General features: G+C 70.3%; 12 protein-coding genes and 2 pseudogenes. 2 read left to right on the forward strand and 12 right to left on the reverse strand.

All coding sequences use genetic code 11. The features are described from left to right. Positions 1 to 68 precede the first annotated feature (68 nt). The 8 genes from NS334_RS02575 to NS334_RS02610 all read right to left on the reverse strand — a co-directional run bounded on the left by NS334_RS02575 (position 69) and on the right by NS334_RS02610 (position 9497). Positions 69 to 2510, reverse strand: a complete 2442-nt coding sequence (locus NS334_RS02575) for a flagellar hook-length control protein FliK (RefSeq protein WP_193752984.1) — start codon at positions 2508 to 2510, stop codon at positions 69 to 71. 78 nt (positions 2511 to 2588) lie between these two features. Continuing rightward, positions 2589 to 2996 carry a hypothetical protein gene (locus NS334_RS02580; RefSeq protein WP_153002564.1) on the reverse strand — a complete coding sequence of 136 codons (408 nt, stop codon included), beginning with the start codon at positions 2994 to 2996 and terminating at the stop codon, positions 2589 to 2591. Beyond that, positions 2989 to 4320, reverse strand: coding sequence for a FliI/YscN family ATPase (locus NS334_RS02585; RefSeq protein ID WP_058754416.1), 1332 nt, complete (start codon positions 4318 to 4320; stop codon positions 2989 to 2991). The genes NS334_RS02580 and NS334_RS02585 overlap by 8 nt, the downstream gene beginning before the upstream one ends. After that, positions 4314 to 5102 (reverse strand): flagellar biosynthesis protein FliH, encoded by a 789-nt coding sequence (locus tag NS334_RS02590; protein WP_058754417.1) that lies wholly within the window; start codon positions 5100 to 5102, stop codon positions 4314 to 4316. The genes NS334_RS02585 and NS334_RS02590 overlap by 7 nt, the downstream gene beginning before the upstream one ends. Next, a complete protein-coding gene (fliG, locus tag NS334_RS02595) occupies positions 5095 to 6114 on the reverse strand; it encodes a flagellar motor switch protein FliG (RefSeq protein ID WP_058754418.1) in 1020 nt (339 codons plus the stop codon). The genes NS334_RS02590 and fliG overlap by 8 nt, the downstream gene beginning before the upstream one ends. After that, the gene (gene fliF, locus NS334_RS02600; RefSeq protein ID WP_058754419.1) at positions 6111 to 7871 is read right to left on the reverse strand and encodes a flagellar basal-body MS-ring/collar protein FliF; all 1761 of its coding nucleotides are present in this window, start codon (positions 7869 to 7871) and stop codon (positions 6111 to 6113) included. The genes fliG and fliF overlap by 4 nt, the downstream gene beginning before the upstream one ends. Before the next feature lies 1 nt (position 7872). After that, positions 7873 to 8235: a flagellar hook-basal body complex protein FliE gene (fliE, locus tag NS334_RS02605; RefSeq protein ID WP_058754420.1), complete on the reverse strand. Its 363-nt coding sequence runs from the start codon at positions 8233 to 8235 to the stop codon at positions 7873 to 7875. Then, entirely contained in the window at positions 8232 to 9497 is a 1266-nt protein-coding gene (locus tag NS334_RS02610) for a sigma-54 interaction domain-containing protein (RefSeq protein ID WP_058754421.1), read from the reverse strand. Before NS334_RS02610 ends, fliE begins: the two co-directional genes overlap by 4 nt. A 281-nt stretch (positions 9498 to 9778) precedes the next feature. On the opposite strand from NS334_RS02610, the pseudogene NS334_RS19390 reads away from it, so the two are divergent. Continuing rightward, positions 9779 to 10189: pseudogene (locus NS334_RS19390) on the forward strand (flagellin); the annotation flags it as partial. Positions 10190 to 10903: 714 nt separating this feature from the next. Further along, positions 10904 to 11155 (forward strand): annotated as a pseudogene (locus NS334_RS19395) (flagellin); the annotation flags it as partial. 464 nt (positions 11156 to 11619) lie between these two features. Here the strand turns inward: NS334_RS19395 and NS334_RS18525 are convergent. From NS334_RS18525 to NS334_RS02630, 4 genes are all read right to left on the reverse strand, one after another. After that, positions 11620 to 11757 carry a hypothetical protein gene (locus NS334_RS18525; protein ID WP_193752986.1) on the reverse strand — a complete coding sequence of 46 codons (138 nt, stop codon included), beginning with the start codon at positions 11755 to 11757 and terminating at the stop codon, positions 11620 to 11622. Positions 11758 to 11876: 119 nt separating this feature from the next. Then, the gene (locus NS334_RS02620) at positions 11877 to 12638 is read right to left on the reverse strand and encodes a sigma-70 family RNA polymerase sigma factor (RefSeq protein ID WP_058754423.1); all 762 of its coding nucleotides are present in this window, start codon (positions 12636 to 12638) and stop codon (positions 11877 to 11879) included. Then, positions 12635 to 14698: a flagellar biosynthesis protein FlhA gene (gene flhA / locus NS334_RS02625; protein ID WP_058754424.1), complete on the reverse strand. Its 2064-nt coding sequence runs from the start codon at positions 14696 to 14698 to the stop codon at positions 12635 to 12637. Before flhA ends, NS334_RS02620 begins: the two co-directional genes overlap by 4 nt. Further along, positions 14695 to 15558, reverse strand: coding sequence for a hypothetical protein (locus NS334_RS02630; RefSeq protein WP_058754425.1), 864 nt, complete (start codon positions 15556 to 15558; stop codon positions 14695 to 14697). The genes flhA and NS334_RS02630 overlap by 4 nt, the downstream gene beginning before the upstream one ends. Positions 15559 to 15690: the final 132 nt, after the last annotated feature.

Consider the following 15690-nt stretch of genomic DNA (forward strand, 5'->3'; position numbering starts at 1 on the left):
CCTTTTTCTTGGGCGCGGCATCGGTCGCCGCTGCGGCGGGAGCGTCACTCATCGTTCGTCTTCCTCAATCAAGCGAGTCGCTGTTCGGTGTCTTGGTCGGCCTCGGCGGTCGCGCGGCGCGCGGCGGGCGGGGCGGTGGGGATCGGCGCGGCGCGCTGCTGCGGCTGTTGCTGCGGGCGGTCGCCCTGTTGCCCGGCCATGTTGGCGCCGGTGCCGTTGCCGCCGGTATGCTGGAGCTTCAGCCCGCGTGCCTCGGCCATTTCGGTCAGCCGCGGCTGTGCTTCGGCGAGCAAGGCGCGCGTCTGCGGCTGTTCGGCGGTCAGTTGTACCTGCACGATATCGCCCTCGCGCCGCAGCGCGACGTCGATCGCGCCCAGCGCATCTGGGACGACACGAATGCGCATGTCGTTCGCGTCCGCCATGTCGCGCAGCTTCTCGATATGCTGGATCATCGCGGTCGGCCAATGCGGCTGGCGCATGTCGAGCGTCTGCTGTTGCGCCTGCCCGGTCGCCGCGACGGCGGCGGCGGAGATCGCGCCGGTGGCCTGCGGCTGCGCGACCGGGGCGGTCGGATCGGCGGGCCGCGCACGATCGTCCGCGCTGACCGCGCGGTGGATCGCCTCTGCGAAGGTACGCGCGGCCGAGGCGATCACGGGCGCGGGCGGCTCGGCGGGAGCGCGTGCGGCGACCGGCGCCACCGTCGTCGCGGCGGGTTGCGACACGTCGCGCTCGATCGCCACGGTGTCCGGCGTCACGGGGGTGGCGGTGGTCACGACGGTCGCCGACGCCGGGGAAGCGACGCTGGCACTGACACTGGTCGGTGCCGTTGCCGCGGCGGATGTGTTCAGCGGCGCATCGAGCCGCGCCGTCGCGACACTCGCGATGACGGGCGCCGGGACGGCGGACGGGGCGCGCGGCGCGACGGCGGCAGGCGTGCTCGACGCAGGCGCGGGCATCGTGCCGGAACGCGAGCGTGCCGGAGCGATCGGGTCGGACGCGACCCTGGCCACCGGCGGACTGACGGCAGGCGTGATGTCGGTCGGCGACGTCACGCCGACAGCGGCAACCGCAGGCGTGGCGACCGATGCGCGCTCGTCCGGCGTGGAGACGCGGCTATTCAACGGCGTGATGGTCGTTTCGATGGCGACGGGGGTGACGGCGGACGGCACCTGTGCGGCGGTTGGGGTCTCCGGCGCGGCGGTCGGTGGTGTCGCCGGGGTGACGACGGACATGCTGTCGGCGGTCGCCGTGGTCGCGCCGCCGGTCGGCGCGACGGTCACTTCTGGCTGGGATATCGGCGGCGGCGGCGTATCGCTGATCGCCGAGGCCGAAAGCGTCTGTACGACGGTGGTCGCCGTGTCGCTGGTGAGCGTCAACGGCGGCGCGGCGTTGACCACGCGGCGGCTGCTTGCGGCAGCGGTGGTCGCCGTCACGACGGGGACGGGCGCGGGTGCCGCCGGTTCGACGGAGGCGCCCGCGGCTTGCATCGGCACGCGCGGCCGTGGCGCCTCTGCACCCGGCCGCACGGAACGCCCGACCATCGGCGGGGCCGCCCGATCCGCGATCGGCGTTGGCACGGGCGCAGGCGCGGGCGCGGGCGCGGGGGCGGGCGCGTCCGACCGTTCGCGCGGCGCGGCGGGAACGAGCGCTTCGTCGCTGACCGGCGTCGCCGGGGCGGCGGATGGAGTCGGGCGATCCGCGACCGGATCAACCTCGATGGCGGACGGACGGACCGGCACGGGCGGGGGGGGCGTATCGGTAGCGGCGGGCGTCGCCTCGGTCGTGGGCGCTTCGACCGAGGTGACCAGCGGGCCGACCGGCTTCGTCGATGCCGCTGGACGCGACGACGTGATCTCCGCCGTCGCATGCTCTGTCGCGACATCGGCATTATGGCCGGTGGAGGGGGCTACCGTGACCGCCGGTTGCGTCGCGAGGATCGCGGGCGGGAGCGACGGGGCCGGCACGGGGACGGCCGCCGGGTCGGAGACCGGCATCTCGTCACGTGCCGTCGCGCCGGTATCGGCGTCGGGCGTGTCGGTGGCGACCGAGGTGTCACCGACCGGCAGCGCGACCGGCACCTCGGGCGGCGCGATGCGCGCTTGCAGACGGATCGGCAGCATGTCGCCGACCGCCGGCTTCGTCTTGATATCGATCGGCAGCGGCGCGACGCGGGGCTGCGGGACCGGACGATCGACGACCGGCAGTGGCGTGGCGACAGGCGCGGGGGGAACCTCTACCCCGGTCGCCTCGGCCAGCCATGTCAGCGCCGCCTCGCCGTTCGACACATCCATGTCGGCCAGCGGCAGCCCGGTGCCGGAGCCGGCAAGATCCTGCCGCCCGATGCCGACCGATGATCCCGCCGCGCCGGTGCCGACGGTCGCGGCGCCGGCCGCGATGCCGTCGCCGCAGCCGGGCAGCACCAGCTTCAGGAAATCGCCGGTGGCGGTCGCGATTCCCGGCGTCGCGGGCGCGGTGCCCGGCAGCATCGCGCCCGGGGCCGTCGTCAACAAGAGGCTTGCGATCGTGGTCAAGGGTCAGGCCGCTTTCGTCATCGGGGTTCATCCGCCACGATGCAAGGGCCGTGCCGTTTAGCGCTTCTTGTGGTGCGGCGCGTCTTCCAGCGCCTTCATCTCCGCGCGCAGATCCTCCGCGCGGCGACGGTCGAGCAGCTTTTCGACCGCGCTTTCATCGCGCCGCGCGCCGCGCGTCGCCTCGGCGCTGCGCTCGACCTGTTGCTCGGCCATGCGAACGCGGTTCGCCGCCGCCTCGGCGGAGCGGTGCAGCCGATCGCGGAAATGCGCCATCGCCGCCATCTGCACCGCGCCCGCCGTGGTGGCGGGCGCGGGGGTCACGGCGTCGGCGAGCTGCGCGATGCGCTGCGCCAGCTGGGTTTCGCTGCTGAGCTGCGCCTGCGTGCGGGCCTCTTCGGCACGCGCCAGCCCGACCTGGAGCGTGCGGACGCGGTGCAGGCGCTTCAGCCGTTTGGCGTCAGGCATCGCCGAACACGCCGGTCAGCTCCATCGCGGCATCCTCCAGCGGCACGTTCTGATACGTGTCCTGACGGATGAATTCCATGATCGCGGGCTGATAGGCGATGGCATTGTCGATCGCCGGGTCGCTGCCGGCGCGATAGGCGCCCATCAGCACCAGGTCGCGATTCTCCTCATAGGTCGCCAGATGCCGGCGCAGCGAACGCGCCGCCTGCTGATGCTCGATGGGGACGATATCGTTCATGACGCGGCTGATCGATTTGGACACGTCGATCGCGGGATAGACCGCGCGCTCGGCCATCTGGCGGCTGAGCACGATATGCCCGTCGAGGATCGAGCGCGCCGAATCGACGACCGGATCGTTGCCGTCGTCGCCGTCCGCCAGCACGGTATAGATGCCGGTGATCGACCCGCCGGTGTTCACGTCCGACCCGGCACGCTCCAGCAGGTTGGGGAGCATCGCGATGGCGGAAGGCGGATAGCCGCGCGCCGAGGCGGGTTCGCCCAGCGCCAGTCCGATCTCGCGCCCGGCGTGCGCGACGCGGGTCAGCGAATCGATGATGAGCAGCACGCTCTTGCCCTCCGCGCGGAACGCCTCGGCAATGGCGGTGGCGCGTAGCGCGCCGCGGATGCGCAGCACCGGCGAATGGTTGGCGGGCACCGCGACCACGACCGAGCGCGCGCGTGCCTCGCCGGCGACCTTGGTCTCCAGAAAGTCGGCGACCTCGCGGCTGCGCTCGCCGATCAGCCCGATGACGACGACATCGGCCTGCGCCGCGCGCACCATCATGCCCAGCAGCACCGACTTGCCGACGCCCGACCCGGCCATGATGCCGACGCGCTGGCCCTGGCCGACGGTCAGCAGCCCGTTGATCGCACGCACCCCGACATCCATCGGCTGCAGCACGCGGCCACGATCGAGCGGCGACTGCATATGTCCGGCGAGCGGCCAGCGCCCCGCACCACGGATCGGCCCCAGCCCGTCGATCGGCTGGCCGGCGCCGTCGACGACTCGGCCCAGCATCGCCGCGCCGACCTCCGCCTCGCCCGGAGGCCCAAGCGGGCGCACCGGCGCGTTGGGGAGCAGCGCGGCGGGGCCACCGAGGTTCATCATCAGCGTGCGGCCGTTGCGGAACCCGATCACCTCGGCCTCCACCTGCCCGCCGCCCTCGGCACCGATCCGGCAGACCGTACCGACCGGCAGCGACAGCCCGACCGCCTCCATCAGCAGCCCGTCATAGGATGACAGCCGGCCGGAAACGCGCGCCTTTGGCCGCGTTCCCGACAGTGCCAGCGTGTCCAGATAATCGCTTGCGAACCGGTTCAGCACGCCGGGACCGCCGCGCGCTCGATCGCGACCGACAATTGATCCAGCCACATCGCCGGGCCGTCCTCGACGATGGTCGAGGCGGCTTCCATCACGAAGCTGCCGCGCGCGACCTGTTCGTCACCGACCGGGAAGATCGTCGACGGCAAGCGTCCCTCCAGCAGCGGCACGTCGTCCGGATGGACGCGCAGTATCGCCGACTCGCTGGCATCGGCCAGCAGGTCGGTCGCCGCCTCGACGCGCGCGGCCAGCAACGGCGCGGACACGCCGATGTCGCCGACCATCTGCGTGACCAGCATCGTCACCGTGCGGCGCAGCGCCTCGGCCAGCGCCGCGCGATCGATCGCGCCGCCCGCCTTCATCGCCGCCGCGATCTGCTCCAGCAGCGCGCGCTCCTGCGCGACGACGGCATCGGCGGCGATCGCCGCGTCGGCCAGGCCCTCGTGATAGCCGGCGATCCGCGCGGCCTCGACCTGCTCGACACATGCCGGGATCGGCGCATCGGCATCCATCATGTCCCATCCGGCGGTCGGATCGGCGTCGCGATCGGCCGGCGAGAAGTGCCGCGGCATGCCGCCGTCCGCCTCGGCGGTCGTCGCCTGCGCCGCTCCCGGCGTCGGCTCCGACCCCGGTGCAGGAGAGCGGGCGCCGAACGCCTGTTCGATCCGCGCGATCAGATCGGCGGGGGTGAAGCCCGCCGACGCATCGGGCCGCGTGCGCGAATGCTGGACCGCCGCCGCGTCCGCGCGCGCCGGCAGGCCGATGACGAAATCCACCTCAGACATAATCGTCGTCGCCCGCCCCCAGGGTGATCGTGCCGTCCTTGGCCAGGTTGCGCGCGATCTGGATGATCGCCTTCTGCGATTCCAGCACTTCGCTCAGCTTCATCGGCCCGCGTGCCTCCATGTCGTCGCGGATGCCCGCCGCCGCACGTGCCGACATGCAGCCGAGGATGCGGTTCCGCGCGGCCTCGTCCACGCCCTTCAGCGCGCGACCCAGCGTGTCGCCGTCGACGTTGCGGATGAGTGTGCTCAGCCCCTTGTCGTCCAGTTCCAGCAGGTTGTCGAAGACGAACATCGCCTCCTCGATCTGCCGCGCGATATCGCGATCCATCTTCAGCAGTTTGGGCATGACGCGCTGTTCGACCGACTTGCGCGCACCCTGCAGGATCTTCGCCGCCTCGCGCGCGCCGCCCAGGTGGAGCGCGGCGGATGTGCCGCCACCGCCACCGGCCCCGCCGCTGCGGCTGGCGATCAGCATGCGCAGCGCATCGACCGCGTCGGGGGTGATCGGGCCCAGCCGGGCGATGCGGTGAAGGATGTCGGGCTGCACCAGTTCGGGCAGCAGTTCCAGCACCTGGCTGCCGACCGACGGATCGAGGTTGGCGATCATTACCGCCGCGATCTGCGGATGCTCCTTGTCGAGCATCGCCGCGATTTCGCTGGCGTCGAGCCAGTCGAGCAGGTCGATCTCGCACACCGCTTCGGCCGGGGTGATCTGCGCCAGCACGCTTTCCGCCTTCTCGCGGCCGAGCGCACGTGTCATCACCGCCTCGACATGCGGGGCGGGGTTGAAGGTGATGCCGGTCCGCTCGCGCGCCTTGCCGACGAAATCGTCGAGCACCAGCCCGACCTCTTCCTCGCTGACGTCGGCGACGGCGAACATCGCGGTGCCCAGCTTGCGGACCTCTTCCGGATCCAGCTTCTGCAGGATCGCGGCGGCCTCGTCCTCGCCGACCAGCATCATCAGCACCGCGGCGCGCTCGACGCCGGTGAAGGTGCGCGGGGCGGCGGTCACGGCTTGGGCTCTTCCGGCGCGACCGCGATCATGTCGCGTACCGCGAGCGCCGCACGCGCCGGATTGTCGCGGGTGAAGCCACGCACCGCGTCGATCCGCTCCTCATAGCTGCGGCTGGTTTCGATCTGGTCCAGGCTGACCGGTGCGGCGACCTCGATCTGATCGGTGCCCTCCGCGCCGTCCGCCACCGACTGCCCGTCACCGGCGGGGGAGCCGTCGCCCGACGCCGCCCCCGGCGTCGCGCCGTTCGGCAGCGCGGCGGCGGGGGCGATGGCGTCCTCGCGCTTCTTCATCAGCGCCTTGGCGATCGGACGCACGCCCAGCAGCAGCACCAGCAGCGCGATCAGCACCGCGGTCAGGTTGCGCGCCAGCATCGGCACCAGCGCGTTGTCGTACCACTTGGGCGCGGCGGCGGGATCGACCGCGCTGTCGGCGAACTTGCGGCTGATGACGGTGACGTTGTCGTTGCGCGCCTGATCGAAGCCGACCGCGCTCTTCACCAGATCGTTGATCTGCTGGATCTCCATCGCGGTCCGCTTGCCCTTGTCGGGGTCGCGCAGCAGCACCGCGACCGACAGCCGCTTGATGTTGCCCGGCGCGGCGCGCGTCACCGACACTTCCTTGTTCAGGTCATAGGCGCGCTGGAACGCGTCCGACTGCTTGGCCGCGTCGGGCGCGGGGCCACCGGGGGTGGGCTGTGCATTGGGCGTGCCCGGTGCGCCCGTCGCCGGCTGCGGCGTGGAAAGCTGCGAGGCGGGCGGCGGCGTATTGCTCAGCGCGCCGGGGATGCCGGCGGGCGGGGCGCCGCTTGCCATGTTGCCGGTCCAGTTGCCGGTCTCGGCGCGCAGGCGGCCTTCCTTGTCATAGCTTTCGCGCGTCGCGCTGGTCTCGTCCAGATTGACGTCGGCCTGTACCTCGGCGCTGAAATTGCCCGCGCCGACCAACGGCGTCAGCAGCTGGATCAGCTGCTGACGGTATTTGTCCTCCACCTGCCGCTGGAATTCGATGCGCTTGTCGTTGGCGCTTTCCGGCCCGTCGCCGGTCTTCGTGAGCAGCCCGCCCATCTGGTCGACGACGGTCACGGCATCGGGCTTCAGCCCCGGCACCGAGGACGCGACGAGATTCACGATCGAGCGTACCTGCGCCTCCGACAGCGACCGGCCGCCCTGCAGCTTGATGACCACCGATGCGGAGGGCGACGCATTGTCGCGCACGAACACGCTGGTCTCTGGCATCGCGAGATGGACGCGCGCCTCGGCGACCGCGTCGATCTCCTGGATCGAGCGCGCCAGTTCGGTCTCGCGCGCCTGGCGCAACCGCTCGCCCTCGACCGCGCGGCTGACGCCCATCGGCAGTTCGTCGAGGATCGCATAGCCGCCCGGCGCCGCCTTCGGCAGGCCCTGACCCGCCAGCAGCAGCCGCGCCTTGCTGTAATCCTCCTCGTTGACGGTCAGCGTACCCGCCGAATCGTCGATATGGCTGGGGATGTTCGCGGCGCTGAGCGCGGTGGTGACCGCCGCCTTGTCCGAATCGGGCAGCCCGGCGAACAAGGTCTTCTGCGGCGGGGTCGACAGCGCTGACCAGGCGAGACCGGCGGCGCCGATCAGGCCGACCATCAACGCCATCGGGCCGGCGCGACGCACGGCCGGTTGTGCCATGACGCCCTGGATCTGGCGCAGCGGATTGGCGAACTTCTCCGGCACGATCGTGACCGGCGCGGGGTTCTGCGGCGTGGCGGGGGCGAGAGCGTTGCTCATATCAGACCGGCATGCTCATGATGTCCTTGTACGCGGACAGGATCTTGTTGCGGACCTGCAGCGTCGCCTCGAAGCCGACCGACGCTTCCTGGCGCGCCAGCATCACCTTGGCGATGTCGACGGTTTCGCCGCGTTCATATTGTTCCGACAGCGCCGAGGCCTTCTGCTGGCCCTCGTTCACCTTGGCGATCGCCGACTGCATCGTGTCGGAGAAGCTGGCGGCGTTGGTCGCGCCGCCCGTCACCGGGGCCGGGGCGGCCGCGGCGCTGCCGCTGACGCGGTTCAATGCGGCGTTGCGCTCCAGGATCTGCGCACGCAGCGCCATCACCCGGTCGACGCCGCCGACCCCTCCGATCGCACTCATGCCGAGGCGCTCCGCGTCGCGGCGCCGCCGACGAGGTCGTCACCCTGTTCGCGTGCCTTGGCGAGGCGATAGCGCAAGGTCCGCTCGGAAATGCCCAGCCGCTTCGCGGTCTCGATCCGGCTGCCGCCACACGCGGCCAGGGTCTCGCGGATCGCGGCGAATTCGGAGAATTGCACGACCTGCCCCAGCGTCGCCTCTTCCGCGACCGGCGCGCCGCGCGGTGCGGCGGGGCGGTCGAAGACGATGTGGCACGCCTCGATCGTGTCGCCGCCCGCGAACAGCAGCGCGCGCTGGATCACATTCTCCAGCTCGCGGACATTGCCCGGCCAGTCGTGCGCGACCAGCGCGGCGATCGCCGCGTCGCTCGGCCACGGCACGGTCGGACGGTTGCCGGCGTGGCGCAGGATCATCGTCGCGGCCAGCGCCGGAATGTCCTGCGGCCGGTCGGCCAGCGCGCGGGTCGACAGCGGGAAGACCGACAGGCGATAGTAGAGGTCGGCGCGGAACCGCCCGGCGGCCACCTCGGCCTGCAAATCGCGGTTGGCGCAGGCGACGACGCGCACGTCGACCGGCTGCGGCATGGTCGCGCCGATCGGCACCACCTCGCGCTCCTGCAGCACGCGCAGCAGCTTGGCCTGGAGGTTCAGCGGCATCTCCGCGATCTCGTCGAGCAGCAACGTGCCGCCGTTCGCGGCGCGGAAGAAGCCCTCGCCCCCCGACGACGCGCCGGTGAACGCGCCCTTCTGGTGGCCGAACAGCATCGCCTCCAGCATCGATTCGGGCAGCGCGGCGCAGTTGATCGCGACGAACGGGCCATCGCGACGCGCGGAGTTCAGGTGGATCGTGCGCGCCAGCACTTCCTTGCCGGTGCCGGTCGGACCGTTGATCAGCACGGTGATGTCGGCCTGCGCGACCCGCTCGGCCAGCGCCAGCAGCGCCAGCGACTCGGGATCGGCGGCGGTCGGCAGTTCCGGCCCGCCGACCAGCGCGCGGGCGAAGGCGTTGCCGACCGTCGCGTCCTCATGGCCATAAGCGATGCGCGCCGGCTGGCCGTCGCGGTGCGGGATGACCTGCCGTCCTTCGTTGCCGAGGATCAGCGTGCGCGCGGGGGCGGGCACCTGCTCGCCCTCGGCGACCAGGTAGGAGACGTTCGGCTGCGGACGGCTTGTCGCCGGCTGCACCGCGAAGCCCTGCGCGCGCAACGAGGAGACGAGCGTCAGATGCGCTTGCTCCACGATTTTGGTCGGCACGATCGAACGCATGGCGAGAAAATTCCCTCGAATCAGTGACGCTGTGATGCGGCGTGAGTGGTTAACGCGCGGTATAATTGCCGCCTTGCCGGCAGGTATTTTCCGGGCGCGTGAGGGCACGCGCGCGCGTGGCGTGTGTGTACGTATGGGACGGGGCGGGCGGCGGGCTGGTCGAAAAAGCGCTTGCGAAAAGCGCTAAAGCTCCGGCGCGGGCTGTCGTTTGAAGCGGTGACGGCACGGCCACCTGCTCATTCGGGGGCGGCGGGACGGGCCGGTAGATGGAGTTTTATCCCATGACCGTGATCAACACCAACACCTCGGCAATGCGCGCCACCAACGCTTCGGTCCAGGCGAACCGCTCGCTGTCGACCTCGATGGAGCGCCTGTCGACCGGCAAGCGCATCAACTCGGCGAAGGACGACGCCGCCGGCCTGTCGATCGCCAACCGCATGACCAGCCAGACCAAGAGCATGGCGATGGCGGTCCGCAACGCCAACGACGGCATCAGCCTGGCGCAGACCGCCGAAGGCGCGATGGGCGAAGTCACCAACATGCTGACCCGCATGAAGGAACTGGCGACCCAGTCGGCCAACGGCACGCTGCAGGATACGGACCGCACCGCGCTTCAGTCGGAAATGACCCAGCTGACCGCCGAGATCAACAATGTCGCCAAGACGACCTCGTTCAACGGCAACAACCTGCTCGACGGCAGCAAGAGCTCCGTCAAGCTGCAGACCGGGATCAACGCCGACCAGAACATCAGCATGGCGCTGACCGACACGCGCGCCTCGACGCTGGGTCTGACGGCGCAGGTGGGCAACAACGCTGTTGCGGGTGCTACCGCCCTGGCCGCGAACGGGATCACGATCAACGGGCAGAACGTCGGTGCCGCTGCCACTGCCGACGCCAAGGACGTTGCGACTGCCATCAACGGCGTGACCACGAACTCCGGCGTCGTCGCCACGGCGAAGAATAAGGTCGAAGCGAATATTACCAGCTTTACCGCCGGCAATTCGCTCACGATCGGCAGCACCGCCGTCGTTCTGACGGCCGCGGAGAAGGACGTGAATGCGGTCGCCGCCAAGATCAACTCGACGCTCGGTTCGAGCAGCACCATCGCCGCGTCTGTCAGCGACACTGGCAAGCTGGTCCTGACGTCGTCGGATGGCGGCAACATCTCGGTGACCGACACCAACAGCATGCTGGCAAACGGAACGGATATCAAGGGCGGCACGGTCACGTTCGCGACGACGGCGGTGGTGACACGCGGCAACGTTACGCTGGAATCGCAGAATGGTAGCGGCATCACGGTTGCGGGCACTGCTGCGGGGCTGACCGCCTCGGGTCTGACCGCTGGCAGCACGTCGGCGATCTCGATTTCGACCCAGACCGGCGCATCGGCCGCCATGTCGGTGATCGACAGCGCGCTGGACAAGGTCTCGGCCGCTCGCGGCACGATGGGTGCGGCGCAGAACCGGCTGGAATCGACCGTCAACAACCTGACCACGACCGCGACCAACTTGTCGGACGCCAAGAGCCGGATCGAGGACGCGGACTTCTCGACCGAGACGACCGCGCTCGCCAAGGCGCAGATCCTCGGCCAGGCCTCGACCGCGATGCTGGCGCAGGCCAACCAGTCGCAGCAGGGCGTGATGAAGCTGCTCGGCTAAGTCCGGCAGCCGACCACCGGCCTCTCGCCCCCGACCAGAGCGGGGCCGGTGCCGGACAAGAAAACCCCCGTCAGCGACAAGCTGGCGGGGGTTTTGCTGTCCTGTCGTCGTGCCGGCACGGGACGGTACGTTACCTTCCCGGCCGTCCCGGCGAGAGTAGCGAAGCAATCCGGTGCCTGACCAGGACGTCCTTGATTGCTTCGCGCGGCTCGCAAGGACGGAGACTATCTACCCGTGTCCGTCCGCTACAAATGCTGCGCGTCGGCCCGATCGTCGCCCCTGCGCAGGCAGGGGCCCATGTCTGCATCGTCAGGACATCCCGCCCGACACAGGCGCCTCGCCATTCGAGTCTGCTTGGCGTGAGAGGCAACTGACATCGGCCCCTGCCCGCGCAGGGGCGACGGCGTTTGGGCCGGCCGTGACTGCGAAGCGGCGGTCGCATCCACAACGACCGCCACCTCATCTCACGCCTCCCCCGACACCGTCAGATCGTCCGGGTTATCCTCCGGCTCCCCGGCCGGCACCTGCTCGACATCGTCATGGCCTGCGTCGGGATCGCGTTGTTCCTCGCTCAGCGCGGGGTGGCTGCGGGGTTCGGTCATCGCCTTGGCTCCTTCTCCTGTCCGCGCGACCAACGCGCCAACCCGCGCGACAGGCACAAAAAAACCGGCCCGGCTGGTGGACAGCCGGGCCGGTCGGAAGCCGGACGACGACGCTCGTGTCAGCGGCGCGTCATCGCCTTCTTCAACTTCGCATGCGCCGCGCTCTTGATCTGGCAGACGCGCGCCGCGCCGATGCCCAGCACCTGGCCGATCTCCTCCAGGTTCAGTTCCTCGACGTGATAGAGCTGGATCACGAGCTGCTCGCGCTCCGGCAGGCCGGCGATCGCGGCGATCAGCCGCTCGCGGGTCTGGTTCTCGGACAGTTGCTCGAACGCATCGGGCGTGTCGCTGGCGAACCACGGCTGGTCGTCGGCATAGACCTCATCGATCGGTTCGTATTTCACCGCTTCGGCGCCGGCATATTCGGTGCGCAGCTTCTCCGGCGTCACGTCCAGCCGCGCGGCCAGTTCGCGCTCGGTCGGCGCTCGGCCCAGTTCGTGCGACATCTGGTTGACGGCGCGGCTGTACTCGCGCTTCCGCCGGATGGCGCCGCGCGTCATCGCGGCGTGGCGGCGCAGCTCGTCGATCATCGCGCCGCGCAGGCGCGTGACCAGATATTGTTTCAGCGTCGCGGTGCCGCGATCCTCGAAAGCGGCGACCGCCTCGACCAGCGCGACCAGCCCGACCTGCACCAGATCCTCGACCTCGATCGCGGTCGAGACGCTGCCATGGACGTGCCAGGCCAGCCGGCGGACGAGCGGCAGATGCTCGCGCACCATCGCATTCTCGTCGCGCGCGCGCGGGCGCGGCTTGTAGGTAAGCGGCGCGCCGTCCAGCGCGGGGGCGGCGGCGAAAGCGCCGGGCATCGGCTCGGCGCTCATGCCGCCAGCGCCTGCTGCTGGGCGTGACCGCCGATGATCGCGACGACCTCGACGGCCTTGTCCTCGGGGACCTCAAAGAAGCTCATGACGGGCGTATCCGGTAGAACGGTGCGGATGAGTTTGCGGATCGCGACGCGGATCGCGGGCTGGACGACCAGCGCGAACGGCTTCGCTTCCGCGATGAGCGGCTGGGCCGCGGCTTGCAGCGCGTCGACGATGCGACGGCCGAGTTCGGGTTCGATGACGTGGCGGCCGGGCTCGTTGCGCGCGGCCTGGCCGAGCAATTGCTCCAGCCCGCCCTCCAGCGTCATCACGCGCAGCGGCTCGCGCACGCCGGCCAGCTTGGCGATGATCAGCGCGCCCAGATCGGGGCGGATCAGCTCGATGATCTCCAGCGGGTCCAGCGTGCGCTGCGCGGCATTGGCGATCGCGGCGGCGATGCGGCGGAACTCGCGCAGCTGGATGCCCTCGCTCAGCAGCCCGCGCAGCACGGTGGCCAGCGCGGTAAGCGGCAGCGGCGCAAGCGCCGCGACCAGATGCGGCGCGCGCTCCTTGAGCTCGTCGAGCAGCGACTGCACCTCGTCCGCGCCCAGCAGGTCGCCGGCATTGGCGCCCAACGCATGGTTCAGGTGCGTGGCGATGACGGTCCCCGAATCGACGACCAGATAGCCCTGGCCGGTCGCGACATCGGCATCGCCGGTCGCGATCCAGGTGGCATCCAGCCCGAAGGTCGGATCCTTGGCCTTCTTGCCGATCAGTTCGCCGAAGGCCTGGCCGGTGTCGAGCGCCAGCATCTCGTCGGGAGATACCTGGTCCTCGCCGATGCACACGCCGCCCAGCATGACGCGATAGATGTAGGGCGGCAGGTTGATGTCGTCGCGGACGCGCACCTGCGGCACGACGAAGCCCAGTTCCTTGGACAGCTGGCGGCGGACGCCGGTGATGCGGCCCATCAGCGGCGCGCCGCGCCGCTCGTCGACCAGCGGGACCAGCCCGTAGCCGATGTCGAGGTTGACCATCATCGTCTCGCTCACCTCGTCCCAGCCGATCTTGGAGGGGTCGGGCGCCTCGACCGGCGCGGCCGGGGGCACGGGGACCGGGCGCTTGGCGATCTGGTGCAGCTTCCACGCGGCGAAGCCGGCGGCGGCGGCGAGCGGCAGGATGACGAAATGCGGCATCCCCGGCAGCACGCCCAGCAGCGTCAGGATGACCGCGACCGGCGTCCAGGTGCGCGCCGAGCCGAACTGGCTGCCGATCTGGCCGGCGAGATCCTTCTCGGACTTCACGCGGGTGACGATGGCGGCGGCGGCGATCGACAGCAGCAGCGCGGGCACCTGCGCGACCAGCGCGTCGCCGATGGCGAGCATGGTATAGGTCTGCGCGGCCTTGGCGATCGTCAGGCCGTGGCTGACGGGGCCCAGGATCAACCCGCCGACGATATTGGCGGCCAGGATCAGCAGGCCGGCGACCGCGTCGCCCTTCACGAACTTCGACGAGCCGTCCATCGAGCCGTAGAATTCGGCCTCGGTCGCGACGTCGACGCGGCGCTTCTTGGCTTCATCCGGCGTTATCAGCCCGGCGTTCAGGTCGGCGTCGATCGCCATCTGCTTGCCGGGCAGGGCGTCGAGGGTGAAGCGCGCCGACACTTCGGACACGCGGCCCGCGCCCTTGGTGACGACGATCAGGTTGATGATGACGATGATCGCGAACACGAACAGGCCGACGACATAGTCGCCGCCGATCACGAACGATCCGAACGCCTCGATGACATGCCCCGCCGCCGCCGAGCCGGTATGGCCGTGGACCAGCACGATGCGCGTGGAGGCGACGTTCAGGCCGAGCCGGAACAGCGTCGCGAACAGCAGCACGGTCGGGAAGGACGAGAAATCGAGCGGCTTCTCGGCGTTCAGCGCGACCATCAGCACGGCCAGGCTGATCGTGATGTTCATGATGAAGAACACGTCGAGCATGAAGGCCGGGATCGGCACGACCATCAGCACGACCAGCAGCAGGATCGCGGCGGGCAGTGCGCCCTGCCGCACGGCGGCGAGGATCTTCATCGCGCACCGCCCCCCATGCCGGCCAGCATCATATAGGCGAGCCGGGCATTATCCGGTGACGGGCGCAACAGGCTGCCGGCCGCCGCGCCGCGCGCGCTGCTGATCCGGCCCAGCGTCGATGTCGCCCAGTCCAGCGCGTCGCTGGCGCTCTGCCCGGTGCCGGTCACGACCGTCGCGTCCTCGCCCATCGCCAGTGCCTGCGCAGCGAATTGCCACTGGTTGTTGGCGTTGGCGGTCGCGGCGGCGTCACCGCCGTCGCCCAGCTTGCTGGCGAAGCGCTGATAGACGTCCGAGAGCGAACGCGCGGACCCGTCGCGCTCGTAGAAGACGCTGCGGTTGGCGCGCGCGGCGGTCGGGAACAGCGACGCCGCGCTGCGATCCGGGTTGGCCTTCATCGCGGTCAGGAAGGTGCGCGCACCGCCGATGCCCAGGAAGTGCGCCATGTACAGGTCGGTGCCGGTCGCCTCGCGCCCGGTCGCGGCCTCAATCGCGCCCTTGTTGTCGCTGGCGTGTTCGGCGGCCATCAGCGCGGCGACTTCCGGGTTGTTGCGCAAGCCCAGGATCGCCTGGCGGTTGCCGCCGCTGACGACATAGCGGCCGCCCGATTTCTGGATGCTGTCGGCGGCCCAGCCGAGGCCATGCTCGCCGCCGTGCTGCTTGACCACGCCCAGCCAGCTCTGCTCGAGGAACTGGTACAGGCCGCTCGCCGACGAGGTGCCGGAACGCGCATTGGCCTTCAGCCCGCTCTCCAGCTTCGCCTGACCCATCAGATAGTCGAAGTCGATGCCGGTACGCTCGGCGGCGCGCTGGATCGCCGACGTGACGCGCTGACTGGCAGAGGTGATCGCGGAAACCGTCATGCCGGTGTTAAGAGCAAGACGCGTGCCAGACGTGGACCCAGCCCTTGCCGTCACTCCCGCGCACGCGGGCACCCAGAACCTCTGCCGTCGCGGCCGTTGCGAGCACCTGGGCGTCTGACTTCCCGCCATCGC

It is taken from the genome of Sphingomonas endophytica, assembly GCF_001476895.1.
Lineage (GTDB): Bacteria > Pseudomonadota > Alphaproteobacteria > Sphingomonadales > Sphingomonadaceae > Sphingomonas > Sphingomonas endophytica_A.

What these genes read in the sequence shown, in the direction of transcription:
- NS334_RS02580 (WP_153002564.1), bottom strand. Translation starts at nt 2,996, where the DNA reads ATGCCTGACGCCAAACGGCTGAAGCGCCTGCACCGCGTCCGCACGCTC.
- NS334_RS02590 (WP_058754417.1), bottom strand. Translation starts at nt 5,102, where the DNA reads ATGTCTGAGGTGGATTTCGTCATCGGCCTGCCGGCGCGCGCGGACGCG.
- fliF (WP_058754419.1), bottom strand. Translation starts at nt 7,871, where the DNA reads ATGAGCAACGCTCTCGCCCCCGCCACGCCGCAGAACCCCGCGCCGGTC.
- fliE (WP_058754420.1), bottom strand. Translation starts at nt 8,235, where the DNA reads ATGAGTGCGATCGGAGGGGTCGGCGGCGTCGACCGGGTGATGGCGCTG.
- NS334_RS02610 (WP_058754421.1), bottom strand. Translation starts at nt 9,497, where the DNA reads ATGCGTTCGATCGTGCCGACCAAAATCGTGGAGCAAGCGCATCTGACG.
- NS334_RS18525 (WP_193752986.1), bottom strand. Translation starts at nt 11,757, where the DNA reads ATGACCGAACCCCGCAGCCACCCCGCGCTGAGCGAGGAACAACGCGAT.
- NS334_RS02620 (WP_058754423.1), bottom strand. Translation starts at nt 12,638, where the DNA reads ATGAGCGCCGAGCCGATGCCCGGCGCTTTCGCCGCCGCCCCCGCGCTG.
- flhA (WP_058754424.1), bottom strand. Translation starts at nt 14,698, where the DNA reads ATGAAGATCCTCGCCGCCGTGCGGCAGGGCGCACTGCCCGCCGCGATC.
- NS334_RS02630 (WP_058754425.1), bottom strand. Translation starts at nt 15,558, where the DNA reads ATGACGGTTTCCGCGATCACCTCTGCCAGTCAGCGCGTCACGTCGGCG.